Genomic DNA, 26,788 nt, shown 5'->3' on the forward strand with positions numbered 1-26,788 from the left:
TTGCGACTGCCCGATTTCGTTGGCCTCGGGGCGCAGAAGGGGGGCACCACCAGCCTGCACCGCCTGCTGGCCGATCATCCACAGGTGTGGTTGCCCGCCAGCAAAGAGCTGCACTACTTCACCCTGAACCACGGGCGGGGCCCGATTTGGTACGGGCAGCACTATGCGGCGGCTCGGAACGATCAGCGCTGCGGCGACATCACGCCGTATTACCTGTTCCATCCGGCTGCACCGCAGCGGTTGCATGACCTGATCCCCGGCGCCCGACTGGTGGTGCTGTTGCGGGACCCGGTGGAGAGGGCTCTTTCCGGGTTGTTCCATTCGATCCGCCTGGGGTTGGAGTCGCTGCCGCCCGAGCAGGCCCTGGCCGCTGAGTCTGGTCGCCTGGCCGGAGCGGATGAGCAATTGCGGGCGGGCCTGTCGCAGCACCATTCACACCAGGTGCACAGCTACCTGAGCCGCAGCTGCTACGGCCCCCAGTTGGAACGCTACGAGGCCTTGTTCGCTCCCGAGCAGCTCCTGCTGATCAAGGCGGAGGATCTCTTCGACCGGCCGGAGCTGGTGTGGCCACGGCTGCTGGGTTTCCTGGGCCTCGACCCATCCCCCTTGCCGGAGCGGCTGCCTCGGCACAATGCGGGCGGCGGCGAGGCCGGACAGGTGCCGCAGGAGCTGCGACGCCAGTTGCGGCGTCAGCTGGAGCCGACCTACGACCAGATGGCCCGGCGCTACGGCATAACCTGGCCATGACCGGCGCCATGGTGCAGCACCTTGATGCAGTTCCACCGATGACATCCAGCCTGCCGCCCAGCGGGGCTGAAGGGGTGGCCGAGCTGGGTCATCGCCGGTATGTCGGCGGGCTGTGGGAGGAGATCGGCCAGCTGCAGTTCGATTTCCTGCTGGCTCAGGGGCTGCAGCCGTCGCATGTGCTGCTCGATATCGCCTGTGGGGCGTTGCGGCTGGGCGTGAAGGTGATCCCCTACCTGGAGCCGGAGCACTACCTGGGCATGGAGAAGGAGGCTGCCCTGCTTCAGGCCGGACTGGAGCAGGAACTGACAGCGGCGGTGCGCCACCAGAAGCGGCCCCAGCTGCTGCGGGGTGCCGATTTCAGCTTTGAACGCTTCGGGCGACGGGTGGATCGGGCGATGGCCCAGTCGCTGTTCACCCATCTGCCGCCGGCCGCGATCGAGCAGTGTCTGCAACGCCTGCGGCCCTGCCTGCAGCCGGATGGGGTCTTCTACGCCACCTACTTCGAGGTGCTGCAGGAGCAGCGCAACCCCACCGAAGCCCACGACCACGGCTTCTTCGCTTACACGAAGCAGCAGATGGAGGGCTTTGGTGAGGCCCATGGCTACCGGGCCGAATACATCGGCGCCTGGAACCATCCCCGTGATCAGGTGATGGTGGCCTACCGCCCGGCGCCATGACAACGACGGGGCCGTCGCCCCTGCCCCAGAGCCCCACGCACCAGCTGGAGGCCTATCGCATCGCCATCTTCAAGGCCCACTGCAGCGTGGTGCTGGGCACCCACCTCGAGCCCTGGGCTCGCGCCCTGGCCAGCCAGCGGCAGCCGAGCGGTCCCCAGGATCCACACCTGCGGGCTGTGATCGTGGACGATCGCCCCACGCCGCTGTTGCGGATGACGGTGCTCAACACCTTGTTGATGGGGCGCCAACGCTGGGGAGTGACGCTCTACACGGCGCCCGCGTCTCTGGAGCGCAGTCGTGCGCTGTTCGCCGACCTGGCAGCGTGGGTGTCGGTGGTCGGGCTGCGGGCGGGAGAGGCCGACCACTTCGACTGGCTGGCCTACAACCGGCTGCTGAAGACGGCCGCGTTCTGGGCCCAGCTCCCCGCCCCGAAGCTGCTCCTGTTTCAGACCGACACGTTGCTGATCGAGCCACCTGATCCTGCCGTCTTTGCCTATGGCTATGTGGGATCCCCCTGGGCCAAGGGCCGCCATGTGAGCCAGGCTTTCCCCCGCTACGGCGCCGATCTGGAGCCTCTGCCGCCCGTCTGGCTGACCCGCCGCTTCTGCAAGACGGTGCCTGAGGGGATGAGCAATGGCAACGGTGGCCTCTCGGTGCGGGATCGCCAGCTGATGGTGCGCATCTGCCAGGCCGAAGCAGCGGCATCGCCGCCGGAGGAACCGGAGGACATCTTCTTCGCACGGCACCTGGCACGCCATGACCCCACTCCACCACCACCAACGGTGGTGGAGCGTTTCAGCTGTGAGACGGCCTATCACGCCAGTGCCGGCGCCCATGCCGCCTGGCGCTACCTGACAGCTGCGGAGGTGGCGGAGATGTATGAGCGCCACCTCAAACAGGTGCTGGCACTCACCTGCGCGCCGATATCCTGATCTGGCCGAAGAACATATTGAAAACCAGGCCTTAGTTGCACTCTCTATTGATAGTTTCGGCAAACGCGGGCGAGGCTGACTCCAGCCGTGAAAGACACCGAAGTCATGGAAGAGCCAACCCCATGAAGCGTTCCATTCTTCACGACGGACCTGAAGGGAATACCTGTGGCATTGATTGGCGCCACGATCCGGCGCAGCAGTGGAAAGCCAGGGTATTGCGCCCATATTGGGCCTTGGTGCTGGCGATGATCTCCGCCGGCAGGACAACAACGCCATGGCTGAGTTTCTGCATGTGGTTGATCCAGCGGAAGCCATGCTGCTCCGCTGCCAGGCCATAGATCCCGGGGGCGATCGGATCGCGGTGCCAGCTGCCATCGGGCTCCAGGAAAGGGCGGCACTCGTAGTAGGCCAGGCAGGAGCGCAGGAAGGGGTGCCCGGCAACCGCGCCCAGCACCGCCGCCTGCAGGCCGATGCCGGGTGGCGGTCCCTGGTGGCGAACGCCTGCCCGCCGGTTGCCATCAGCATCCAGCCAGGCGGCGCCGTTCCCGGCGGCAAAAGCCATGGGATTGAACTCCACCGCCGTGAACGCCTCGTAGCCCAGCAGGGGCTCCAGGGAACGCACGGCCAGCACATCCGCATCGAAATACACCCCCCCATGCTGAACAAGAAGCCAGAGCCGCAGCACATCGGAGGCAAAGGCCCACTGCCTCAGCGCGATCGCCTGCTGGGCGAAGAGGGGCAGGGCGCTCTGATCAAAATCGGCCAACGACCAGTGCCGGATCTGGAAGTCAGGCATCACCTGCTGCCACGACGCGATACAGCGGCGCATGAGCTCTGGCCTGGGCTCATCACTGAGCCAGAGGTAATGAAGGATTCGGGGAATCACCAGACCGGCCTGCTCAGGAGTCTGCCGATGGTATGGAGCTCCCGAGTGCCTGGTGGACCTGCGTGATCACACCGTCCCAGTCGCCGGGGCTGGGCTGACGGAACAGCCGGGCGCTGGGGTACCAGGGCGTATGTGTTCCCTCATTGCCCCACCACCAGAAGAACGATTGCGGAGCGGGCAACAGCATCCAGGTGGGCTTGCCGAGGGCGCAGGCCAGATGGGCCGTGGCGGTGCTGATCGTGATCACAAGATCGCAGCTGGCAATCCAGGCGGCCAGGGCTTCCAGATCGTGGAAGAAATCGGCGTCCGGACGGTGAATCCCCAGACGTTCAAGCCCCTCAGCCTCCCCTGGCTCCAGGGCCCCATGCTGGAGGCTGATCCACTGGGTGTCGGCCTGGCCGGTCAGTGGTTCAAAACTGGCCAGGGGGATGGACTTCGGTCCGGCATAGATCGATCCCACGCTGCGCCAGCAGAGCCCCACCCGGCTCCTGTGGGTGGGGTGGGGCAGGCAGGCGCGCACCCGGGCCAGGTCGCTCTCCGCCCCTGGCCGCAGGAATGGACTGCGGCGGCGCAGCCAGGAAGCCTGGTCGAAGCCGCTGTGCAGACCGAGGCTGCCAAGCGGCAGGGCGGCGGTGATGTCGAGGCCCGCCAGGGAGTCCCCCTGGCTGATCACAGGCACACCGGGGAAGCTCCGTTGAACCAGCCGTTGGAGGCGGGCTGAGACCTCCAGCACCAGAGGCTGCCCCTGGGCGATCAAATCGCGCACCAGGCTGAGGAAGAGGATTTCCTCGCCGATCCCCTGCTCCCGCCAGATCAGCAGGGAGCCTGCAAGGGGGTGCTGGTCCACCTGCCCCTGCCAGCGGGGCAGGTGCTGATGCCGCTGGTGGGAGATCATCTGGGGAGCCAGCCAGCGGGTCTCGTAGTCGCGCCAGGTCGATGGCGTCCAGTCGCCGGCGAACAGGTCGAGAACGGCCCGGTTGAAGCGCCAGATCTCACGCTCGGGGTCGTCCTCCGGCATCAGGTTCCGGCCCCGCTCCACGCTCTCCTTCGCGGCCACCAGATCGCCACGCGAACGCTGCAGCTCGCTGCGCAGCAGGTGCGCCTTGGCCTGACCGGGATCACGCTGCAGCACCGTGTCCAGCAGACCCTGGGCGGCGTCAAGATCGTCTTCGGCGAGGCGCACGCTGGTGAGCACCAGCAGGGAGGGGATGTGGCTGGGATCGACCGTCAGGGCCCGTTCCACCATGGCCAGGGCTGTGGTCCTGTTCTTGAGCTCCAACAGCAACAGGGCCAGGAGATGGAGGCTTTCCAGGTGGGCTGGATCGTGCTCCAGCCCCTGCTCCAACACCTCCCGGGCCTGGTCCAGGGCACCGCGATCACGCAGCAGATTGGCCAGATTGACGCGGACATTGCTGAAACCAGGCTGTTTGCGGATCGCTTCGCCGTAAAGCGCCATGGCCTCCTCGCTGCGTCCATCGGCCTTGAGCAGGGCACCCAGGTTGGAGAGCAGGGTGGGGTGGCGGTTCGTGGCCTGCAGGGCTGCCCTGTAGCCCGCTTCTGCGGCGGCGGTATCCCCACGGCGGTGGGCGGCGATCGCCGCATGCACCAACGCATCGACCGAGCGCATGGGTCGCTGCCGGCCGGTGGCCCCGGGGGTGGGGCGGCCTCCGAATCCACCGGCTTTGGCCATGGCAGGAACTCCTGGGTAGCGAGGAAAGACAGGGCGGGGCCAAGCCCGATTCAGCCCACCGCGCGGCTGGCCACCAGCGACATGAGCGCCAGCTGGCGAGACAGGCACGGCTTGAGGCTGTAGTCGGCCAGAACGGTGGCACGGGCGGCGGCGCCGAGGCGCTCGGCCAGGGGACGATTGGCCAGTAGCTCGGCCACGCTGGCGGCGAGCTCGGCGGGAGAGAAGAAATCCACCAGCAGGCCGTTGTGACCGTGGCGGATCACCTCCTGCACCGGTGCGGTCGCCGACCCCACCACGGCGGCAGCGCAGGACATCGCCTCGAGCAGGCTCCAGCTCAGAACGAAGGGATAGGTGAGATAGACATGGGCGGCACTCAGCTGCAGCAGTGGAATGAACTGCTTGTACGGCAGATGGCCGCTGAAATGCACCCGGCTCGGATCGAACTGGCCCTCGATCTCGGCGAGAAAGCGATCTTTCCATTCCCCTTCCTGGCAGACGGCGCCATAGCTCACCCCCTCGGTACGGCCCACGATCACCAGCCGGGCCTCAGGCGCCAGCCGCTGCAGCTCCGGGATGGCCCGGATCATGGTGTGGCAGCCGCGATAGGGCTCAAGACACCGGTTCACAAAGGTCACGATCGGCTCGCCCTGACGCAGGGTGGTGCCGTCGGGAAGGGTCAGGGGCGGAGCATCGGCGCGGGGTCTCGCATGGTGGGTGTCGATGCCGTCGTGGATCACGCTCAACCTTGAGCGCCAGGCGGGTGGGAAGCTGCTGCGCTGGAAGGCGGTGGGTGTGACGCTCCAGTTGCTGATCTCGAGATTGAGCAACAGGTTGGCCGTTTTCATGCGGATGCGGGCGCAATCCTGCCAGCTGGGGATGCCCTGAAGTTCGGGATCAAAGTCATAGTCGAAACCATGGGCCTGGTAGAAGAATTCCTGATAGGTGAGGATCGGCGCTTCCGGCCAGAGATCCCGCAGAAAGAGCATTTCGCCCCAGCCGGGGTGACCGCAGATCAGATCCGGGCTGAAGCCCTGTTCGCGTAAACGATGGGCTGCGGTGGCGCAGGCCTCACCACGGATGGTCTTGGTCTCCACATCCTGCACCCAGGGCTGCAGATCTGTAGCGCTGGCGCGCCGAATGCCATAGCGCACATGGGTGACACCGGCGGGGATCGGTTCGCTGGGCTCCTCGATCGCCAGGGCCACCAAGCGGTTCCCCCCCGCCTTGGCCAGTGCGCGCACGATGTGGCGGTACTGGCCGGGGAAGTTCTGATGAACGAAGAGGATGTTCAAGGGGCTGGAGGTGGCGGAACCTAAAATCGTGGTGCTCAGTGTGCCGCATGAACAGGATGGCCAGGCCTTGTGGCGTGCGTGTTGCCATCCCCCACTATTTCGATGATCGTGGCAGCGAGCAAGGCTATGGATCGCGGAACGGGAAACGGCTGAGCCGTTCTCTGGCCCTGGCTCGCTGTCTGGGATCGGTGCTGGGGCTGGCACGGTCTGAACGGGAAAGCGTGCTCGACATCGCCGGGCGGGGCCTGCGCACCACAGCGGAGCCGGTGTATCCAACCCAGCGCCTGGCTGGGATTGCAATCGAATGCCATGTGTTCGTGACCGGCGACGCCTGGCTTGAGGAGGTGCTGACCTGCTTCAGCGACCGTCTGCATGTTCATCGCCTCGACCTGGAGGATCCACGCGACCTGCCGGCGGCGGCGCGACAGCACCTGCTGGAGCGGGATCCAGTGGCTGATCTGAGCCTGTACCTGGAGGATGACCTGGTGATCCAGGATCCGGACTACCTCGACAAGCTGCTCTGGTGCGCCCAGCTCACGGAGCAGCGGGTGGTGCTGATGCCGCACCGCTACGAGCTGCGGTCCAGGCTGGGCCTGGGCCGCCTGTTCGTCGATGGTCCTCTCGATTGGTCGACCCTGGTGGCGGCGAATCCGACGCTGGCCCGGCACCGTCCGCAGGCGAATGTGGCCGAAGCCTGCTGGAGAAACGGTGAGATGCTGCACTTCGATCGCGCCAGCAATCCCCATGCCGGCAGTTTTGCCCTGAGCCGGCCGCAGCTGCAGCAGCTGCGCCAGCAAGCAGACCTGCCCCGGGACGGCTTTGTGGGCCCCCTGGAAACCGTGGCCACCTATACGGTGCTGCAACATTTCGAGGTCTGGAAACCAGCCTGGAACTGCCGGCAGTTCCTGACGATCGAACACGGCTATCCCAGCTTTCTGGGCTATACGAACCATCTGCCCAACCTGGGCACAATCGGCTGAATCGACCACCAAGCCTTGACACGAAACGAAGAGCAAGCCAATCACGACAAAGCCCCTCCAAAGGAGGGGCGAGAGAACATTCCAAAAACTCTGCAACCCGCAGAGTGAATAGAAATTAGATGAAGTTTGCCTGGGAGAAGGTGGTGGTGAATGCCACATTTTTAGTATCCGTTCAGGGGCCGTGACGCAGCCGCGCAGCATTCACCGCCCTTGATCGCTGATCACCAAGCGACCACAGACACCACGATCGATGACGGCCGGCTCAGGGATTCGGCAACAGCGATGGCATCTCACCGCCGCGATGATGGGCGATCAAGGCCTGCTCCAGGAACTGCCAGATATCACGGCCCTGTTGCCGCAGGCTGGTGGTGACCGTGAGCAACCTGCTGCGGCAGATTGCACCCTGGCGGGATTGGACGCCATGGCTGATCTTGCGCTGAATCACCGAATGGCGCAGGGCACGCTCGGCTGCGTTGTTGGTGGGCTCGATCCCTTCAATCTCCAGGAAGGTCCAGAGGCCATCGCTCACTTGCAGCAACTGATGGCAGGTACGCACCGTCTTGGCCCACGGCGTTCGCTCGCCGCGCTGGCAGCCCAGCTCCACAACCCGCTGCAGCGTGCCCACAAACGCCTGGCGGATCGGCCGACAGCCCTGCTGCAACGTGGACCAGTCGATCGTTCCGTCTTTGTAGCGGTGCCACTGGGCAAACAGCTGCTGCTGCAGGCCCAGCAGCTCCGCTCCAATCTCACCGCTGGCGCCCTGACGGTCAGCGATGGCAGTGAGATCGCGGATCACGTGCGCCCAGCACAGCTGGCGCTGCTCCAGCGGGAGATGGTTGTAGGCGGAGAAGCGATCGCTCACCACAATTCCGCCAAAGGCATTCCCGAGCAGGTCGATCGCGGCGGCAGCCGAGCGGCTCAGGCTCTGCAAGAACACTGTCACCCCCATGGCGGTCACCATGACCCACTCCCAGCCGCGCCGGCCATCGGGGTTGCCCCCATCGGCATTACCGGTGGGGGCACCGGTTTCATCGACGTAGACCACCGACTGCTGACGGGCAAACGCAAGGGCCTCCTGCATGGGCTGCTCCAGTGCTGCACTCAAGCGCTGGCGGATAGTGGCCATCGCTCCCCGGCTGATCTGTACCCCCAGCAGCTGATCCAGCAGCGCCTGGGTCTTGCTGAAACTCAACGGGAAGGCACTACCCAGCAGACCCACCAGAGCACTGAGCCGGGGACCGTAATGGCTTACTTCCACCTCCGCCGGTAACGAGGCACAGGTGCTGGTGGAACAGCAGGGGCAGACCAGGCGGTGCAGCCGGTGCTCGATCACCAGAGGCGTGATCGGTGGAATCTCGATCACCTGGTGCCTCAAGGGCTCGGGATCCTGACCCTGTAGCAACGTGCCGCAGCGGCGGCAGGCCTGGGGGTGGTGCTCGACCACCTCATCCACCCGCTCGATCGGCAGCAGCTCCGGCCCAGATCCGGGATGGCCCGGCTGGCCGCCGCGCTTGCGGCCACTGCCCTTGCGTCGTTCGGGCGGCCTAAACCCCTGGCCATCACTGGAGGGAGGCTTGGAAGAATTGCGGGAGCTGCGGCCGATCCGCTCGCGCAGATGGGCCAGTTCGGTCGCCAGGGCGGTGAGCTGGACGCGGAGCTGCACCATCTCCTCCTGTTGAGCCAGGATGAACTCCCTGGCACCAGCTGGCCACGACAACCAGTCCACCTCGGAAATGCCAGCAGGAGGGGCGCCCATCTCAAGCAGTCTCTGCCTGAGATGCAAACGGGAATCAGGACGCCGTCAAGGGTTCAGCAGAGACGATGTTCGCCGCGTGCTGTCCCGACCCCTGAATGCTTACCATTTTTAAGCACAACCAGGTTATTAGTAAACCCATCAAGAGGATTGAAATCTTCGTCCTGGGCAACGCCAATCAGAACATCGCTGCCACCAAAGCTGAACGTGAAGTCATCCAGATCGGCATTATAAGAACCCCGAATAGCGTAGTTCTCACCAACAGCAAAGTTGCTTGACAAGACGCCCGTTCCACCATCGAAACTGGTAAGCACTGCGTCAGGATTGAAGATGTTAAAATTATTGGCAATCACATTTGTACCGGCCCCTGCATCCCAATCGGTGATGATGTCAACCGCATCGTTGCCGCTGAATTCAACGCCAACGGTATAGACATTGCCGCCAACTAACACACTGACAAAACTACCGTCGTCAGTCTCGAACTCGTTGTAACGGAACTGGTTGCTGCCGGTGCCACCGGAGAGGATGTCACCATCTTCACCACCCACGAGGATGTCGTTCAAGTCACCACCGAAGATGGTGTCGACTCCAAGGCCACCAAACAAGCTGTCGGCACCATCACCACCGACGATATAGTCGCCATAGTCAAAAGAGTCGCGATAATCGCCATCCTCGCCACCATGAATATAATCCAGTACATGAATATCCTGCAGCTCCATGGCAATCTTCATAACAGGGAAGATTTGCCGATCTCCAACGATGTAATCGTTGCCCGCATCACCGAAAAGCCGATCACTACCGATGCCGCCATAGATAACATCATTGCCATTACCACCGAAGATCAGAAGGCCCGATTCGGAATCTTCGGCAAAGATGCTGTCATCACCATCGCCACCTTCCACAACAGATCCAGCGAAGGAGCCGTCGATATCCAGCTCGATGGTGTCGTTGCCCAGGTTGCCACCGATCACGGTGTTATTGACATTGTCGTTAAAGCCGGAATCGACCGTGACAACGTCATCGCCTTGGCCATCAAAGATAGACGATCCGTTAATGTTGACTGAACCATAGTCGCTATCAACATAGACAAAGTCTCCACCCATGTTGCCATTCAGAAGGGTGCTCTGGATGGGGCCAACATAGAGTTGGTCGTCGCCTTGACCACCATTGATCGTGGAGGCGATGGCAGCAATCCCGAGCTGATTGTTGCCGATCACATCATCGCCAATATTGCCGCTGATCAGGCCAGCAGACCAGACATTCCCAGAGAAGATCGAGACTTTTCTGTTGAAGGCGATGAAGGTGCTGGAGTCACCGGCAACAATATTTTGCGTGATCAGATCATTGCCTTGACCACCGCGAATGGTGGAGAGATTCTGACTACCCTCGAAGGCGATGAAGTCATTACCAGCCTCGCCATTAGCCTCAAAGTTGGTCGAGCCGTTGGGAAGATCAAAGATGACGATCGAATCAGCCCCTTCCGTACCTTGGAAGGTTGTTGCGGCCGAGTCTGAGCCAGGAAGAGTCGAAAAGCCATCGCAGTGCATTGGCGCTGAATATGTTGGTTATTCTACACTTTTGCGACAGTCTTGTCCACCTCAAGGGTGCTGCTGCTGCCCGTAACTCAGAGAGAGCACGCATGGCCATGGCGACCCAGCACCTAGCACAAGAAAAAAGCCCCTCCGAAGAGGGGCCCAAAAACGTTCCAGAGGCTTTGCAACCCGCAGAGGGGTTGGAATCAGACGAAGTTCGCCTGGGAGAAGGTAGTTGTGAACGCTACATTGGTGAGGACCACCAGATTATTGGTGTATCCGTCAGGGCCATCAAGGAACGGACCGTCTTGTTGGGCCGTACCAATCAGAACATCGCTGCCAAACTGATTGAAGGTGAAGTTATCCAGATCGGCGTTGTAGGAGCCGCGAACGGCGTAGTTTTGTTCATCAGTAAAGTTGTTAGCGAAGACACCCTGTCCACCGGCGAAGTTGGTGAGCACAACGCCAGCATCAAAGACGTTGAAGTTGTTGGCAATCACGTTGGTTCCAGCCGAAGCATCCCAATCGGTGATGATGTCAACCCTCGTGTCAGAGAGCTCAACTCCAATGGTATAGATGTTGCCGCCAACCGAGACATTGACGAAACTACCATCGGCAGTGTCGCTGGAGTTGTAGCGGAACTGGTTGCTGCCGGTACCGCCGGAGAGGATGTCAGCATCTTCGCCACCCACGAGGATGTCGTTCAGGTCACCGCCGAGGAGCGTGTCGCGACCATAGCCACCGAAGAGGCTGTCAGCGCCATCGCCACCAACGAGGTAGTCGTTGCCACCGAGGCCCTTGATGTAATCATTGCCGGCTTCGCCGAAGATGTCGTCACCAGCGCCGTAGTCGCCGTAATAATCTCCACCGGCACCGACGATGTAATCGTTGCCGTCGCCACCGAAGATCAGCAGGCCGGTGCTCGAACGACCAGCGAAGATGCCATCATCGCCATCGCCACCTTCAACTACAGAGCCCGCGAAGGAGGCATCGATATCAAGGATAATGGTATCATTACCCAGGTTGCCGCCGATGACGGTGTTGTTGATGTTGTCGTTGCGATCGGAATCAACCGAGAGGTAGTCATCACCCTGACCACCATAGATGGACGATCCGTTGATGTTGACCGAGCCATAGTCGCTATCGACGATCACCCAGTCAGCACCGCGGTTGCCATTGAGCAGGGTGCTCTGGATGGGGCCGACATACATTTGGTCATCGCCTTGACCACCATTGATGGTGGAAGCAATGGCGGCAATACCGAGCTGGTTATTGCCGATCACATCATCACCCATGTTGCCGCTGATCAGACCAGCGGACCAGATATTTCCGAAGTAATCGGTGATGATGTTCTGAGTGATCAGATCATTGCCCTGGCCACCGCGGATGGTGGAAAGATTCTGAGAGCCCTCGAAGGCAATGAAATCATCGCCTCCCTCACCATTGGCCTCGAAGTTGGTGGAGTCGTTGGGCAGATCAATGATGACGACTGAATCAGCACCTTCAGTACCCTGGAAGGTGGTTGCCGCTGAAGCGGATCCGGGAAGGGTGGTAAAAGCCACAGTGGTTTTCTGGGTTGCAGGAACGCTGATGAACTGTACGCTTAAAAGCGCATCCATGCCAGTTTATCAGTGCCTTGATCGGCCGGCAAGCAGGCTGGCACAGTCACGAGGGGCCAGAGAGATCGCTGTCGTCGCAAGGGTTTTGACTGACGGGCCTCGACCGGCGGAGCCACGGGTGATTGAGTCCACTGTTCGTGGATTCACACATTACAACGGAGTCTCACCTGGCGCAATTGATCAGGACTGCGCCCTGTCAGATGCGCCGGATGCTGTTGGCCTTGTCGCGGAAGGTGCCGAGCAGAAGCTCCAGGTAGGAAACCTTACGGAGTTTGATGTTCGCTTCCACCGACATCCCCACCTGCAGGGGCAGATCTTTGCCATCGCGCGCCTTCAGCCCCTGACTGGCGAGGCTGATTTTGGCTGGATAGCGATAGCTGGACGCCGCTTCACCGGATTTGTTCGGATCCGGGGGCAGGGCATCGGAACCGATCTGGCGCACCTCGCCCTTGAGAGAGCCGAAATCAGAGGCTGGGTAGGAGTCGACGCTGATCTCCACGGGCATTCCCACTTTCACAAAGCCAATGTCGCGGCTGCTGATCTCAGCACGAACCTCCAGATCTTTCTGCGGCACCACCGTGAGGATCGGCTCTGTGCCCTGGGCGGCAAAGCCAATCGATTTAGGCTTGAGGTTGAACACCACCCCATCGACAGGGGAACGAATCTCCTGGTAGCGGAGCGTGGTGCTGGCCTCGACCAGATCGCTGCGGAGTTGTTCAAGGGCGGCACGCAACTGCTGCGTTTGCTGATCGAGCACCGCCTGCTGCCGCAGACGTTCGATGCGATTCTGCATCAGCCGGCCGTGGGTCTCCTTGACCTTGTTCTGCTGCTGTAAAAACTGGAGCTCGGCAGAGGCACCCTCACGAGCCAGCTGCTCAAAGCGATTCATGATTTCCGTATCGAGCCTCAGATTATTGCTGAGCATGTCGGCTTCGGCTGCATTGAGCTCGAGGTAGCGCTGCAGCTCCTTCTGCTTCAGATTTAATTCTCTCTGCTTGAGGTTGATAGCCTCCTGCAAGGAATTCACCTGCTGGCGGCTGGCTTTCTGGTCGAGTTGAATCAAAACCTGGCCCGCTTTCACCGCTTGGCCCTCTTTCACCAGAATATCGGCGGCGACTCCGCCCAGAGGCATCTGGATCTCCCGCACGGCACCGATCGGCTCAAGACTGCCCGGTGCGATCACCACTTCATCGGTGCGGGCCAGGGCCAGCCATCCCACAGCAAACACGGTTGTGCTCACCAGACTCAGGCTGACGGCGTGCATCCAGCGTCGTGATTGACGCAGGGCTGCAGCGTTGGCGGGTTGCTCAGGTGCCGACAGGTGCCCAGAGTTGGTGTTGCCTTTGCGTTGATCGAGATGGATCATCAACCTGCCTCCTGCTGACGATAAAGCGCGTAGTAGCGGCCCCGCAATGCCATCAACTCATCGTGGGTGCCCGTCTCCACGATCGCGCCCTGATGCATCATCACAATCAGATCGGCACGACGGATCGTTGAGAGACGGTGCGTGATGAAGAACACCGTGCAATCGTGCAGGGCTTCGACCAGGTTGTCGCACACCCTGCGCTCGGTGTCGTAATCCAGGGCACTGGTGGCTTCATCCATCACCAGCAATTTCGGGCGGCTGAGCAGGGTGCGTGCGATGGCGATGCGCTGGCGTTGGCCTCCGCTCAGACCAGCGCCCCGCTCTCCGACCGGAGAGCTGTAACCACTGGGGAGGTCCATGATGAACTCGTGGGCGCAGGCCAGCTGGGCGGCTTGAACCAGGGCATCGCTCTCGGCATCGGGCTGCGTCAAAGCGATATTTTCAGCGACCGTTCCAGAGAACAAGAGGGGATCCTGCGGCACAATGCCAATCTGACGGCGAAGCGAATAGAGTTCTACCTTGTCGATGTCGTAATTGTCGATCAGAATACGGCCTTCATCTGCGTTATAAAGACGAGGCAACAACTTCATCAACGTACTCTTGCCGCTGCCGCTCTGACCCACAATGCCCACAAAGGTTCCGCTTGGGATTGTCAGATCAATATTCTTCAGGACCGGAGGCTGATCGGCGCGAAAGCGGAAGCTCACGTTCTCAAAGACCACATTGCCGCAGATCGGAGGCAGCGGGATCTTGGCCTGATCGGCTTCATCCGATTCCTGGGGCGTGTCAATCACATCAGCCAATCGCTCGAATGAGACTCGAAGTTCCTGAACGGTCTGCCAGATACTGGAAAGCCGCAGAATCGGCTGCGTCACATAGCTGCTCAGAATTCGGAAAGCGATCAGCTGGCCCAGGGTGAGATCTCCACTCAGAACCAGGGTGGCTCCCATCCAAAGCACCAGAAGCTGTGAAATCTTCTGCAGGACCTGGCTCGTCTGGCTGAGGGCCGTGCCCGTAATGGTTTTTTCAAAACTGTGGGCAATGTACTGATCATAAAATTCTTGCCACTTCCAGCGGCTCACCATCTCGACATTCTGGGCTTTCACCGTCTGAACGCCGGTCAGCACTTCCACAAGATGGCTCTGGGTTTTGGCGTTGGACTCTGCAGACTTGCGATATTGCCTGCGAAACAGTGGTGCTCCCAGGACAGTCAGGCCAATCTGGATCGGCAGCACCGACAAGGCCACCAATGTAAGAACCCAGCTGTAGAGCACCATCACAGCGATGTAGATCACCGAAAACGCCGCATCCAGCACGGTGGTGAGGGCCTGTCCCGTCAGAAAATTGCGAATTTTCTCAAGCTCTGCAACACGCGAGCTCAGTTCACCCACGGGCCTGCGATCGAAGTAGTTCAGCGGCAGACGCAGGAGATGGTCGATGATCTCAGCACCCAGGCGCTGGTCGATGCGATTGGTCGTCTCGGTGAAGAGGAAGGTGCGCAGGCTGGTCAGGACCCCCTCGAGCAACGACACCACCAAAAGGGCAATGCCAAGGACCTGCAGGGTGTCAAGACTGCGTTGCCGGATCACCTTGTCGATGATCACCTGAATCAACAGCGGGTTGGCCAGGGTGAACAGCTGCACCACAAAGCTGGCCGCCAGAACCTGCAACAGCACACCCCGGTAGCGCTTCAGTGCCGGCCAGAACCAGGATGGGCCGAACTTCTGCTCCGGGGTGGCGTTGGTTCGATCCACCACCAGCAGAGCGATACCGTCGGGAAACTCCTGCTCCAGCTGCTCGGGTCGCAACTCCACCAGCCCTCTGCTGGGGGATGCCAGGGTCATGCCCCGCGCATGGCTGCGGCGGACCAGGGCAAAGCCTTCTTTCCAGCTGACCAGAGCGGGGGTCTGCAGGCGGGTGCCCTGGCTGGCTGGCACCCTCGTACCCATCACATGAAGGCCCAGGTTGGAGGCCAGCTGGCCGCAGAGCTGCAGATTCGGCTGTTGCCCCCGCCGCAGGGCATCCTGCATCACCTTGTCGATGGCATCGCGCCGGAAGGCCAGCTTCATGTCGAAGGCCAGCATCTGCAGGCAGGCCACCGCCTCCTGGGCTGCCCCGTTGGCCCGGATCAGCTTGCCCCGGGGTTTGCCTGCGAAGCTGAGCTCGCTGACCTGGGGGGATTCCGGTGCCACCTCCGCCGCGATCGGAACGGCCTGGCCAGGGGTTGGCTCGGGTTCCGCCAAGGGGGGCTGATCGGGCTGCCGCAGCAGGGTGTCCAGCAATCCCTGCGGCAGGCTGAGCAGGCGCAGACCGAAGGGTCCGGCGGCGTTGGGAAGGGCGGCACCCTCTTCGAGACGGCTGGAGAGGGGGGGGCCGCCATCAGCACAGAGGCTGGCCAGAAAAATCTCGCGGCCTTCGGCCCGCAGAGCCTGAATGGCCGGGATCGTGAGAGGAACACTCCGGGCCTCGGCGATGGCCTGGGCCAGAACATCGCGCACCGAGCTGCCGTTCAGAGCCTGACGATGGCTGTGACTGTCGAGCAGCGCCGCCACCTCCGCCCGCCAGACCGTTTCGAGGCACCATTGGCGAAAGCTGGGTTCGGTGCGGTGCAGTTCCAGGATGTGCTGATCGTCCAGACAGGCGGCCAGCAGCTCCGTGGCGGCACTCACCGATTCACAGGGCTCACCCCGCAGCAGCGACACCACACCAACCAGGTCTCCGGGGCCCAGGCGTGAGAGGGTGGTCATCCTTCCCTGCTCACGGCCCAGCAGGCGGGCCTGACCCTGGAGAATCACCATCACCTTGGCGGGAAGAATCCCGCCATCGGTGAGGCCCTGCCCAACGCGGAAACGCACCAGCTTGGCGTGCTCAGCAAGCAGACGCTGGCCCGAGGAGCTCAGATTCTGGAAGGCCGCATGACGCTGCAGACTTGAGGCTGGGGTGAGGGTCATACGGTGGGGAACGGATAGGCCGCCGTGAGGTTGGTGAGTCTAAGGTTGGTCTCAGAGTCGACCCATTGTTCGAACAGCTCCCGCGCCATGCGATCCGCCATGGCATCGTCGAACCTGGCCGGCCGGTAGCTCTCCAGGCGGAGGATCAGCCACCACTTCTCGAGACGAAAGGGCTCGTGCAGGATCCCCTTCGAGGTGGTGCGCAGGCGCTCGGCCAGAGCCGGATGCGCCTGGGTGAGAGGGACAGGGCCGACCAAGCCTCTGGCTGCCTTTTCGGGACCCTCGGAGTGGCTCGCGGCAAGGTCGGCGAAGCTGGCTTCTTCGTCGGCGATCCTGAGGTAGAGCTCACGGGCCAGATAGGGATCTCCGACCCGGATGAGGCTGTACACCACCTGATCGAGCTGGTTCTTGCGCTCAAGGAAGTGGGACTCGGCCTTGGGAAGAAAATGCTCTCGGACGTAGTGAGAGATCCTCGGTGGCAGGGTCATCTGCCAGGCAAGGGCCTCATCCGAGAGTCCGTTCTGCCTCTGGAATGCCTGCTCCAGGTCAGGGTTGCCGATTCCGTGGCGCTGCTTGAAACGCTGGCGGGATTGCTCCAGCTCCCCATCTTCGAGCTGGACAGTGCCAATGGTCTCCTCAACCACTTCGCAACGCACCAATTTCCGCAGCAGATTGTGCCGCTGCAGAAAAGCCAACGTATCCGGCGGAAGGGTCAGGATCCTATCACTCATTCCTCAGATCTTAAGGGGCGACTCCCACCAGGCGGCCTCCCCCCCCCGACCACTCGTGGCACCGCCTACGGGGTGCGGTCGGGCGTTTGACCGCGCGCCCCCCGGTAGTGCATGATTGGCCCATCGGGAACGCGCCGATCATGTTGGTGTGTGGCTCAAGCCACAGCCAACCTGCGGATGTAGCTCAGTGGTAGAGCATCTCCTTGCCAAGGAGAGGGTCGAGAGTTCGAATCTCTTCATCCGCTTACTGGTCATTCCGTTTACCTGTTGATCTGCTTGATCATCAGTTTTTGTTGTTCATTGGCCTCGAAACCCAGCTTTTCATAGAAACCCTGGCTGTTGGTGGTCATCAGATACGTGCGTTCGATGCCCGCCAAGCCGGGGGCCTGGATCAGTTCCTCCACGATGCGGCGCCCCAGCCCCAGGCCCTGTTGCTCCTCCGCCACCATCACATCCCAGAGCACGGCCCTGTAGGCCCCATCGCTGGTGGCCCGTCCGAATCCCACCAGACGGCTGCCTGACCAGGCACTGACCACGGCCTGGCTGCCCTGGAGCATGCGGCGCAGCCTCTGGCGATCGCGGCCGCAGGCCCAGAAACTGTGGGTATCGAACAGCCGCTGGAGCTGGCCAATCGCATCGCGGGGTTGCAGGTTGGGACCCAGTCCCCAGCGCAGTCCCGGCGCGCCCGGACGATGGCGGATCAGACGAATCAAGGGTTCACCGGTTCGTTGGAGCGATCGGGTCCTTGGACCGATCGGGAAGCGAGCCGTCCGATCTTCGCCCCACGCTTCTGCTGCAGACTTTCCGACGACCCGCTTGGCCACCCATCAATTTGCCACGCATCGACGAGATCACGCTGTTTCATCCTCCTGGCCGCTTTCCACGCCGCAAGAACCCCTTCGGCAAGGACATCGCCAATGCAGGCCTCTTCGGTGCGCTGGTGCGGCATGGTGCCTACCGCCGGGTCAACGTGCTCAACCAGCCCGGCATCCCCGCAGACCAGATCGCCGCCGATCTCTTCCCTGATCAGGAGGTTCCGCTGACGCTGGAGAGCGGAAGCCTCCTCTCCACCACATTGCCGGCTCGCAGCGGCGTGGTGCTGCGCGGCCAGCCCTACCTGTCCGAGCTGGCCTGGCTGCGCCGCGCCCACGGGCTGGATGGGGACTACAGCCTGGTGGGCCTGATCCATACCATTGCCCCGCCCGCAATCCGGGAAATGATCGGGGCGGCCGCTCTGGCTCCCGTGCACGACTGGGATGCGCTGGTCTGCACCTCGCCGGCGGTGCAGGAGGCCATCACCGCCATGTTCGAGGCCTGGACCGGCCATCTGCACGATCGCTTTGGCGGCCTCCGATCACCTCGGCCCCGTCTCCCGCTGATTCCACTCGGGGTGGACGTGGAGACCATCGCCGATCAGGCGTCAGCCCCGGCGGCCCGCTCGGAGCTGCGCAGCCGCTGCGGCCTCGACGATGACGCGGTGCTGGTGCTGTGGGTGGGGCGTCTGTCGTTCTTCGAGAAGGCCTTCCCCCAGGCGATGTTCCAGGCGGTGCAGGAGGCGGCCGTCAAGACCGGCCGGCGCCTTGATTTCGCCCTGGTGGGCTGGTATCCCAACGGTGACGACGACCGGCGGCGCTACCACGAGGCGGCTGCCGCCCTGGCGCCTGATGTGCAGATCCACGACCTGGACGGCAACGATCCAGCCGTCGTGGCCCAGGCCTGGGCTGCCGCAGACATCTTCCTCTCCTTGGTGGACAACGTTCAGGAGACCTTCGGGCTGGCCCCTGTGGAGGCCATGGCCGCCGGCCTGCCCGTGGTGGTGAGCGACTGGGACGGCTACCGCTACACCGTGCGCCATGAATCGGAGGGATTCCTGATCCCCACCCTGGGCATGACCGGCTCCGGGCCGGGTGAACTGCTCGCCCATCTCCACAGCTTTTCGCAGGAGACCTATCAGACCTACGTGGGGGCTGTGGCTCAGCACACCGCCGTCCACGTGGGAGAGGCCGCCGCCGCGCTGACCCGTCTGATCGACTCGCCCGAGCTGCGGCGCAGCATGGGCGCCGCCGGGCAGAAGCGTGCCAGGGAGATGTTCTCCTGGCCCGTGGTGGTGAGCCAGTACAACGATCTCTTCGCTGACCTGGCCGAACGGCGCCACCAGGCCCCGCCGCTGCCCCTGCCCCATCCCCATCGGCTGCATCCGCTGCGGGGTGATCCCTTCGCCGACTTCGCCGGCTTCGCCAGCCAGGTGCTCGAGCCGACCCGGCGGCTTCGCTTCCGGCAGGGGATGGGTGCCCATTCCCTGAACAGGATCAGAGGCGTCGAGCTGGATCGGTTTTTTCCCGGCCTGCGAGCCTCCCCCCGGGAGACCCAGCAGATGCTGGAGCTGCTGGCCCGGGCCGAACCGACCATCGGTCTGGACGCCGCAACGCTCGAGGCGGCCTTCGCCCCCAACCGCCGGCCGTTCGTGCGCGCCTCCCTGGTGTGGCTCGCCAAGCTCGGCATCCTCGACTGGTTGCCGGTGCAGGCGGACGCAGAGGCGGGCTCTCCAGCCCCGGAGCACCCAGGTAGGGTGCCAAAAGCTCGGTAGGTTCCGGTCCATGCTCAAGCTGCTGCTGGGTGATCCCAATGCCCGCAAGCTGAAGCGCTACCAGCCGATCGTTTCCGATATCAACCTGCTCGAGGAGGAGGTCGCTCCCCTCAGCGACGATGAGCTGCGGGGCCTCACGGCCGAGTTCCGCCAGAAGCTGGAGAACGCCCGCAGCGGCGGCGGCAACCTCGAGGCGGTTCAGAGCCGGGAGCGCAAACTCCTCGACGAGCTTCTGCCCCAGGCCTTCGCGGTGGTACGCGAGGCGGGCAAGCGGGTGCTCGGCATGCGCCACTTCGATGTGCAGCTGATCGGCGGCATGGTGCTGCACGACGGCCAGATCGCCGAGATGAAGACCGGCGAAGGCAAGACCCTGGTGGCCACACTGCCCGCCTACCTCAATGCCCTCACCGGCCGTGGCGTGCACGTGGTGACGGTGAACGACTACCTCGCCCGCCGCGATGCCGAGTGGATGGGGCAGATCCACCGCTTCCTCGGGCTTTCGGTGGGGCTGATCCAGCAGGAGATGGTGCCCACCGAGCGCCGCCGCAACTACGGCTGCGACATCACCTACGCCACCAACAGCGAGCTGGGCTTCGACTACCTGCGCGACAACATGGCCAGCGACATCGCCGAGGTCGTGCAGCGCGAGTTCCACTACTGCGTGATCGACGAGGTCGACTCGATCCTGATCGACGAAGCCCGCACACCGCTGATCATCTCCGGCCAGGTGGAACGGCCCCAGGAGAAGTACCAGAAGGCGGCCGAGGTGGCGGCACGGCTGGTGCGGGCCGCCGAACTCGGCAAAGACGGCATCGATCCAGAGGGGGATTACGAAGTCGACGAAAAACAACGCAGCTGCACCCTCACCGATGAGGGATTCGCCAAGGCCGAGGAGATGCTCGGGGTGAGCGACCTGTTTGACCCGGCCGACCCCTGGGCGCACTACATCAACAACGCCATCAAGGCCAAAGAGCTGTTCATCAAGGATGTGAACTACATCGTGCGCGGCGAGGATGCCGTGATCGTCGATGAGTTCACCGGTCGGGTGATGCCCGGGCGCCGCTGGAGTGACGGCCAGCACCAGGCGATCGAAGCCAAGGAAGGCCTGCCGATTCAGCCGGAAACCCAGACCCTCGCCTCGATCACCTACCAGAACTTCTTCCTTCTCTATCCGCGCCTGGCCGGCATGACCGGTACCGCCAAGACCGAGGAGGTGGAATTCGAGAAAACCTACAAGCTGGAAGTGGCGATCGTGCCGACCAACCGGCCGCGATCGCGGGCCGACTGGACCGATCAGGTGTACAAGAACGAAGCGGCCAAGTGGCGGGCCGTGGCCCTGGAAACAGCTGAGATCCACAAAGCCGGCCGCCCCGTGCTGGTGGGCACCACCAGCGTGGAGAAATCCGAGCTGCTCAGTGCCCTGCTGGCCGAGCAGCGCATCCCCCACAACCTGCTCAACGCCAAGCCGGAGAACGTGGAGCGGGAGGCCGAAATCGTGGCCCAGGCCGGTCGGGCCGGCGCCGTGACCATCGCCACCAACATGGCCGGCCGGGGCACGGACATCATCCTCGGCGGCAACAGCGACTACATGGCACGCCTCAAATTACGCGAGGTGCTGCTCCCTCGACTGGTTCGTCCCGAGGACGGGCACCGGCCGCCGATTCCACTGCAACGCTCCGCCGAAGGCGGTGGTGGCTTCGCCGGCTCGGGCAAGGCCGGCGGCACCCCGGCGGATCCGTTCCAGGCGCCCACCGAGGCCCGCGCCATGGGCAGCCTCTACCCCTGCGAACTCAGCCCCGAAACCGAGCTTGCCCTCTCCAGCCTGGTGAAGGAGCTGGTGTCCGCCTGGGGCGACCGCGCTCTCTCCGTGCTGGAGCTGGAAGACCGCATTGCCCAGGCGGCCGAAAAAGCCCCGACAGACGATCCTCAGATCCAGTTGCTGCGTGAGCGCATCGCCCAGGTCAAGGACGAATACGAGCAGGTGACCAAGCTGGAAGAACAGCAGGTTCGGGAAGCCGGTGGCCTGCATGTGATCGGCACGGAGCGCCATGAATCCAGGCGGGTCGATAATCAACTGCGCGGCCGGGCCGGCCGCCAGGGCGACCCCGGCAGCACGCGCTTCTTCCTCTCGCTGGAAGACAATCTCCTGCGCATCTTCGGGGGCGATCGTGTGGCCGGCCTGATGAATGCCTTCCGGGTGGAGGAGGACATGCCGATCGAATCGGGCATGCTGACCCGCTCCCTGGAAGGGGCTCAGAAAAAGGTCGAAACCTACTACTACGACATCCGCAAGCAGGTCTTCGAATACGACGAGGTGATGAACAATCAGAGGAAAGCTGTTTATACCGAGCGCTACCGCGTTCTTGAGGGGCGTGAACTGAAGCGCCAGGTGATCGGCTACGGCGAGCGTACGATCGATGACATCGTGGAAGCCTATGTGAATCCCGATCTTCCACCGGAGGAATGGGATTTGGGTCGCCTGGTGGACAAGGTGAAGGAATTCATCTACCTGCTCGAAGATCTGCAGCCCACGGATGTGCAGGGCCTTTCAATGGAGGAGTTGAAGTCTTTCCTGCAGGAACAGATGCGCAACGCCTATGACCTGAAAGAAGGCCAGATTGAGCAACAACGTCCCGGCCTGATGCGCGAAGCCGAGCGGTTCTTCATCCTTCAGCAGATCGACACGCTTTGGCGGGAGCATCTGCAGGCCATGGATGCCCTGAGGGAATCCGTGGGTCTGCGCGGCTACGGACAAAAAGATCCCCTGATTGAATACAAGAATGAGGGCTATGACATGTTCCTGGAGATGATGACCCAGATGCGGCGGAACGTCATCTACTCCATGTTCATGTTCCAGCCTCGTATGGAGGCGACAGCAGCTTCGGTGACAGCCTGAGTTCGGGCGGATCGCGCTGGAGCCGGCAGGCGCCGATCACCGTGGTGGCACCGGCTTCGACCACCCGTAAGGCGCGATAATCCACAACCCGGTGCACGAAGCTCTTGCCCTGGCCGTGCAGAGTGAAAATGCCCCCCCCTGCGAAATACAGCCCTGGCCAGAGCCCGCCCTGAAAAGTGAAACGCAGGCTCCAGGCACTGCCGGCAGACCAGGCGAGGCCGGGCTGGGTCATGGCCGCCGTCTGGTGCTCGGGGAAGACCTGACCACTGATCCGCTGGCCCGTATGGCTGGCCAGGTGACAGGCGAAGCTCAGCCCCTGCAGGTCCGTGTCGGCGTGATAGCTGAAGCAGAGGGCAAAGCCTTCACCGAAGGGCAGCACGTTGGCGCGCTGCCCCTCCAGGGTTTCGATCCAGGCGTCGATGATCCTGGCGCCGTGGCTGGGGTAGATCTCGCTGCTCTGGGGCAGCAGGCTGGGATCGAACCAGGCATGCAGGGGTCCGGGTGGAGCCGCGGGCTCGAGGGCCTCGGCCGTTGCTGCAGGACCGCCGGGGAAGCCGCTCGCTGACTGACGCTGCAGCCCCGGCCCCAGCACTGCATCCCATTCCGCGTCGCCGGCGGTAATCAGTCGCTGGTAGAGCACCGTCACCCGGGCCGGCTCCTCCAGGAGACGGGCACGGCCCTTGTGCAACAGCAGAGCCCTGTCGCAGTGCTGCACGATCTGGGGGCAGCTGTGGGTCACCAGCAGCACCGCTGTGCCGTTCTCCTTGAGGCGTTCGAGGTGGGCATAGCACTTTTTCTGGAACAGCTCATCGCCCACTGCCAGGGCCTCGTCCACCACCAGGACATCGGGATCCACGTGGGCCTGCACCGCGAAGGCCAGCCGCACCGCCATGCCGCTGGAGTAGGTCTTCACCGGCTGATCGATGAAGGATCCGATATCTGCGAAGGCCAGGATCCGATCCAGCCGTTGCTCTGTCTCGGCCCGGCTCAGCCCCAGCACCGAGGCATTGAGATACACATTCTCCAGACCGCTGAATTCCGGGTTGAAGCCACTGCCGAGCTCCAGCAACGCCCCCAGCCGGCCGCGCACCCGCACCCTGCCACTGGTGGGGGTGAGGGTGCCGCAGAGAAGTTGCAGCAAGGTGCTTTTGCCGGAGCCGTTGCGGCCCACCACCCCCAGCGTCTGGCCGCGGGCCAGGCGGAAGCTCACCTCCTGCAGAGCCCAGAACGGCTGGTACAGCCGGCGCCTGTCCCCCCAGAAGGCCTGCAGCAGCCGATCACGTGGGTGATTGTAGATGTGGTAACACTTGCTGATACCTTCGACCAGGACGGCGTCGGTGGTCGATTCCGACGGCCGCGTCATCGGCACCTCTGCATCGTGGGTCTGCGGGCTGGATGTCATGGGAGTCAGAGCACATCGGCGAAGCCGCGCCGCGCCTTCTGGAAGAGACGGAAACTGATTTCGCAGGCCAGCAGGCCCAGCGCCACGCCCAGCACCACGTAGCTGGCGGACGGGGGCCGTCCCTGGATGGCCACGTTGCGGGTCTGCTCGATCACCACAACGAGCGGGTTGAGGCGGAGCAGGGGCTGCCAGCGCAGCGGCAGGGCGCTGAGGGGATAGAACACTGCGCTGAGGAACATCAGCATGCTCACCACGGTGCCCAGCACCTGACCCAGGTCGCGCACGTAGACCCCCAGCGCCGAAAGCAGCCAGCTCAGGGCCAGGCAACCGCTCACCAGGGGCAACCAGATCAGGGGAAGCCACAGCAGGGTTGGAGGAATCGATCCCTGGGCCAGCAGCTCGAACAGGGCCAGCACCACCAGGCTGGTGAGCGCATGGAAGCAGGCCGTGGCCACACTCACGGCGGCCAGGATCTCAAGGGGGAAGATCACCTTGGTGACCAGATTGGCATTCTCGAGGATCAGCCCGGGCGCCTTGGTCGCGCTTTCCGAGAAGAGGTTGAACACGATCAGCCCGGCAAACAGATTGATCGCGAAACCGAGCGAGCCGGCCTCCTCCAGATCTCCCCAGCGCGCCTGGAACACCTCGGAAAACACGAAGGTGTACACCGCCAGCATCAGCAGTGGCGTGAGAAAACTCCAGCCCCAGCCCAGCAGCGACCCGCGGTAGCGACCCTGCACCTCACGAACGGTGAGGCTCCAGGTGAGTTCCCGCTGCCGCCAGAGGGCGCGCCAGAAGCGCGGGGTGATCCGTCGGTGCCAGCCGGCCTGCATCGCGGCAGGTTACGTGCTGCCGTTCACGGCGACTCGTCGCCAAGAAACTCCAGGATCTCCCGGTCCTTGAGACTCTGGGACAAGCCGCTGCAGGGTTCCCGCAGCGGCCGGCCAGCCGCCACCTCCTGCAGACAGGCCTGCATGCGCGTGAGTTCATTTTCGAGGGTATCGATCCGTTCCATCAGGTTGCGGATCACCCGGGCTTCGGTGTCCGGCAGGGCCGAGTGGGCCAGGGGGTCGATGCGCACGCCGGATTGATGCACCACCCGGCCGGGGATGCCCACAACGGTGCAGTTGGGTTCAACGCTGCGCAGCACCACCGACCCGGCGCCGATGCGGGTGTTGGCCCCCACCGTGATCGCCCCGAGCACCTTGGCGCCGGCCCCTACCACCACATTGTTCTCCAGGGTGGGATGGCGCTTGCCGTGCTCCTTGCCGGTGCCCCCCAGGGTCACCCCCTGATAAAGCAGGCAGTTGTGGCCCACCACGCTGGTTTCGCCGATCACCACGCCCATGCCGTGGTCAATGAAGACGCCCCGGCCGATCCGGGCACCGGGATGGATCTCCACCCCGGTGAGCAGGCGTGAGAGCTGGCTGAACAACCGCGGCAGCAGCGGGACCCCCGCGCCCCAGAGCCGGTGGCTGAGGCGGTGCAGCACCAGGGCGTGGAAGCCGGGGTAGCAGAGCAGGATCTCCAGGGTGCCGCGGGCGGCAGGGTCCCGTTCCTTGATGATCGCCAGATCGGCCCGGATGGCATTCAGCATGGGGAGATCATGCTGCGGCAGCGATCATGCTGCGGCAGACAGCAGGCCGATCTCCTTGCGCAGCTGGTCGATCGTGGCCGCCCCCAGGTAGCTCTGGGCACAGTGCACCACGGGCAGGCGCATCAGCTGGGCCCGATTCTGGCGCAGGGTCTGCTCCACCAGCGGCAGGCTGGGCCGGTCGCAGAGCACATGGCTGGCGGCGCGCAGCAGGGCCAGCAGGCGGCTGCCGGTGTCGGGATTGGCGGTCATCACCAGCAGTTCATTGCCGCGCATGCTGTGCAGGATCACCTCGGCGGCCCTGAGGATCCCCGGGCTGATGCTCACCAGGCCCACGCAGCTGCCGGCCCGCAGCTCCTTGAGCAGGTTGAGTTCGTGGCGGAAGTCGTTGAGGTCCACCGGCACGGCCCGCACGCCATGGCGCTTGGCGATCTCCTCCACCGGTTGCAGGAAATAGCGGCTGGTCACCACCGTGCCGTTGTTGGAGCTCTCCAGCACCGATTCCAGCTCCTCCATCGGCACCACCTCCACCGGCACCTCCAGATTGGGGGCCAGTTCCTCGGCGATCAGATGGGAAGCGCCGATGTCTTCCCGGGGGGTGCTCACCAGCACCCGGGCGCCACAGCGCAGCCGCCAGTCGATCTCGCGGGTGAACAGATCGCGGGCCTGCTGCAGGGTGCAGCCGGCATTGAGCAGTCCATCCACGCTCTGTCGCACCTCCCGGTCGATGTCCGGCAGGACCTTCTGACGCGGACCGGGGGGTAGACGGATCTCGCGGGGGTTCTGCTGGTCGCGCACATAGATGCCGGAGCCGGCCATGGCCTCCACCACGCCATCGTTCTCGAGCTGGCGGTAGACCTTGCTGATCGTGTTGCGGTGCAGGCCCGTCTGCATCGCCAGCTGACGCGTACTCGGCAAGCGGTGGCCGGGTGGGTAATGGCGGGCTGCGATCGCGAAACAGATCTGGTTGTAGAGCTGGGTCGACGCCGGGATATCACTTTCCTGTTGAATGTGGAATCGCACGCCGGAGGGGACAGACCTTTCGCCGGCCACCCTAAGGATCAAACCCCCCGGTGACAATTGCCCCGTTGGCATACGGTCATGTGCCGGTCTGGTCCGTTTTTGCAACCGGGGCGACCGCACAATGGCGGCT

At 63.3% G+C, this 26,788-nt stretch carries 20 protein-coding genes and 1 tRNA gene; 7 read left to right on the plus strand and 14 right to left on the minus strand.

Translation table 11 applies throughout. From position 1 onward, the window contains the following. Genes H8F26_RS03655 through H8F26_RS03665 form a run of 3 tightly spaced genes read left to right on the plus strand, consistent with a single transcriptional unit; the run spans position 1 to position 2,356 of the window. Positions 1-747 carry a sulfotransferase gene (locus H8F26_RS03655; RefSeq protein ID WP_197157546.1) on the plus strand — a complete coding sequence of 249 codons (747 nt, stop codon included), beginning with the start codon at positions 1-3 and terminating at the stop codon, positions 745-747. Next, a complete protein-coding gene (locus H8F26_RS03660; RefSeq protein WP_197157548.1) occupies positions 744-1,424 on the plus strand; it encodes a cyclopropane-fatty-acyl-phospholipid synthase family protein in 681 nt (226 codons plus the stop codon). Before H8F26_RS03655 ends, H8F26_RS03660 begins: the two co-directional genes overlap by 4 nt. Further along, complete coding sequence (locus H8F26_RS03665) at positions 1,421-2,356, plus strand: DUF5672 family protein (RefSeq protein ID WP_197157550.1); 936 nt, start codon at positions 1,421-1,423, stop codon at positions 2,354-2,356. The genes H8F26_RS03660 and H8F26_RS03665 overlap by 4 nt, the downstream gene beginning before the upstream one ends. A gap of 139 nt (positions 2,357-2,495) precedes the next feature. On the opposite strand, the gene H8F26_RS03670 is transcribed toward H8F26_RS03665, so the two are convergent. From H8F26_RS03670 to H8F26_RS03680, 3 genes are read right to left on the minus strand one after another with little or no spacing between them, the layout of a single operon-like run. Further along, positions 2,496-3,242 carry a glycosyltransferase family 32 protein gene (locus tag H8F26_RS03670; RefSeq protein ID WP_197157551.1) on the minus strand — a complete coding sequence of 249 codons (747 nt, stop codon included), beginning with the start codon at positions 3,240-3,242 and terminating at the stop codon, positions 2,496-2,498. Between the two features lie 13 nt (positions 3,243-3,255). Continuing rightward, positions 3,256-4,932, minus strand: a complete 1,677-nt coding sequence (locus H8F26_RS03675) for a tetratricopeptide repeat protein (protein ID WP_197157553.1) — start codon at positions 4,930-4,932, stop codon at positions 3,256-3,258. A 50-nt stretch (positions 4,933-4,982) separates the two neighbouring features. Further along, entirely contained in the window at positions 4,983-6,224 is a 1,242-nt protein-coding gene (locus H8F26_RS03680) for a glycosyltransferase family 4 protein (RefSeq protein ID WP_197157555.1), read from the minus strand. A gap of 74 nt (positions 6,225-6,298) precedes the next feature. On the opposite strand from H8F26_RS03680, the gene H8F26_RS03685 reads away from it, so the two are divergent. Next, entirely contained in the window at positions 6,299-7,204 is a 906-nt protein-coding gene (locus H8F26_RS03685; protein WP_197157557.1) for a hypothetical protein, read from the plus strand. A gap of 262 nt (positions 7,205-7,466) precedes the next feature. On the opposite strand, the gene H8F26_RS03690 is transcribed toward H8F26_RS03685, so the two are convergent. The 6 genes from H8F26_RS03690 to H8F26_RS03715 form a co-directional block, all read right to left on the minus strand. Next, positions 7,467-8,960, minus strand: coding sequence for an IS66 family transposase (locus tag H8F26_RS03690; protein ID WP_197154297.1), 1,494 nt, complete (start codon positions 8,958-8,960; stop codon positions 7,467-7,469). Between the two features lie 53 nt (positions 8,961-9,013). Continuing rightward, positions 9,014-10,504, minus strand: a complete 1,491-nt coding sequence (locus tag H8F26_RS03695; protein ID WP_197157559.1) for a calcium-binding protein — start codon at positions 10,502-10,504, stop codon at positions 9,014-9,016. 191 nt (positions 10,505-10,695) lie between these two features. After that, positions 10,696-12,108 (minus strand): calcium-binding protein, encoded by a 1,413-nt coding sequence (locus tag H8F26_RS03700; protein WP_197157561.1) that lies wholly within the window; start codon positions 12,106-12,108, stop codon positions 10,696-10,698. 196 nt (positions 12,109-12,304) lie between these two features. Then, positions 12,305-13,474 (minus strand): HlyD family secretion protein, encoded by a 1,170-nt coding sequence (locus H8F26_RS03705; RefSeq protein ID WP_197157563.1) that lies wholly within the window; start codon positions 13,472-13,474, stop codon positions 12,305-12,307. Continuing rightward, positions 13,474-16,425 (minus strand): peptidase domain-containing ABC transporter, encoded by a 2,952-nt coding sequence (locus H8F26_RS03710; protein WP_197157565.1) that lies wholly within the window; start codon positions 16,423-16,425, stop codon positions 13,474-13,476. Before H8F26_RS03710 ends, H8F26_RS03705 begins: the two co-directional genes overlap by 1 nt. Continuing rightward, positions 16,422-17,156 (minus strand): peptidylprolyl isomerase, encoded by a 735-nt coding sequence (locus H8F26_RS03715; protein ID WP_197157567.1) that lies wholly within the window; start codon positions 17,154-17,156, stop codon positions 16,422-16,424. The genes H8F26_RS03710 and H8F26_RS03715 overlap by 4 nt, the downstream gene beginning before the upstream one ends. Positions 17,157-17,329: 173 nt before the next feature. Between H8F26_RS03715 and H8F26_RS03720 the strand changes: the two genes are divergently transcribed. After that, positions 17,330-17,401 (plus strand) — tRNA-Gly (locus H8F26_RS03720). 15 nt (positions 17,402-17,416) lie between these two features. Here H8F26_RS03720 and H8F26_RS03725 read toward each other — a convergent pair. Beyond that, positions 17,417-17,869, minus strand: coding sequence for a GNAT family N-acetyltransferase (locus tag H8F26_RS03725; RefSeq protein WP_197157569.1), 453 nt, complete (start codon positions 17,867-17,869; stop codon positions 17,417-17,419). A 119-nt stretch (positions 17,870-17,988) separates the two neighbouring features. On the opposite strand from H8F26_RS03725, the gene H8F26_RS03730 reads away from it, so the two are divergent. Continuing rightward, entirely contained in the window at positions 17,989-19,743 is a 1,755-nt protein-coding gene (locus H8F26_RS03730) for a glycosyltransferase family 4 protein (protein WP_197157571.1), read from the plus strand. 10 nt (positions 19,744-19,753) lie between these two features. Next, on the plus strand, positions 19,754-22,639 hold the full coding sequence (gene secA, locus H8F26_RS03735; RefSeq protein WP_197157573.1) for a preprotein translocase subunit SecA: 2,886 nt from the start codon (positions 19,754-19,756) through the stop codon (positions 22,637-22,639). On the opposite strand, the gene H8F26_RS03740 is transcribed toward secA, so the two are convergent. Genes H8F26_RS03740 through H8F26_RS03755 form a run of 4 tightly spaced genes read right to left on the minus strand, consistent with a single transcriptional unit; the run spans position 22,590 to position 26,658 of the window. Then, the gene (locus tag H8F26_RS03740; RefSeq protein WP_197157575.1) at positions 22,590-24,002 is read right to left on the minus strand and encodes an ABC transporter ATP-binding protein; all 1,413 of its coding nucleotides are present in this window, start codon (positions 24,000-24,002) and stop codon (positions 22,590-22,592) included. The two genes, secA and H8F26_RS03740, sit on opposite strands and share 50 nt — an antisense overlap. A 44-nt stretch (positions 24,003-24,046) precedes the next feature. Next, the gene (locus H8F26_RS03745) at positions 24,047-24,874 is read right to left on the minus strand and encodes an ABC transporter permease (protein WP_197157577.1); all 828 of its coding nucleotides are present in this window, start codon (positions 24,872-24,874) and stop codon (positions 24,047-24,049) included. Between the two features lie 23 nt (positions 24,875-24,897). Next, positions 24,898-25,638 carry a serine O-acetyltransferase gene (gene cysE, locus H8F26_RS03750; protein ID WP_197157579.1) on the minus strand — a complete coding sequence of 247 codons (741 nt, stop codon included), beginning with the start codon at positions 25,636-25,638 and terminating at the stop codon, positions 24,898-24,900. A gap of 24 nt (positions 25,639-25,662) precedes the next feature. Continuing rightward, positions 25,663-26,658 (minus strand): GntR family transcriptional regulator, encoded by a 996-nt coding sequence (locus H8F26_RS03755; RefSeq protein WP_197157580.1) that lies wholly within the window; start codon positions 26,656-26,658, stop codon positions 25,663-25,665. Between the last annotated feature and the right edge of the window lie 130 nt (positions 26,659-26,788).

The sequence above is a fragment of the Synechococcus sp. CBW1006 genome, from assembly GCF_015840525.1.
Lineage (GTDB): Bacteria > Cyanobacteriota > Cyanobacteriia > PCC-6307 > Cyanobiaceae > CBW1002.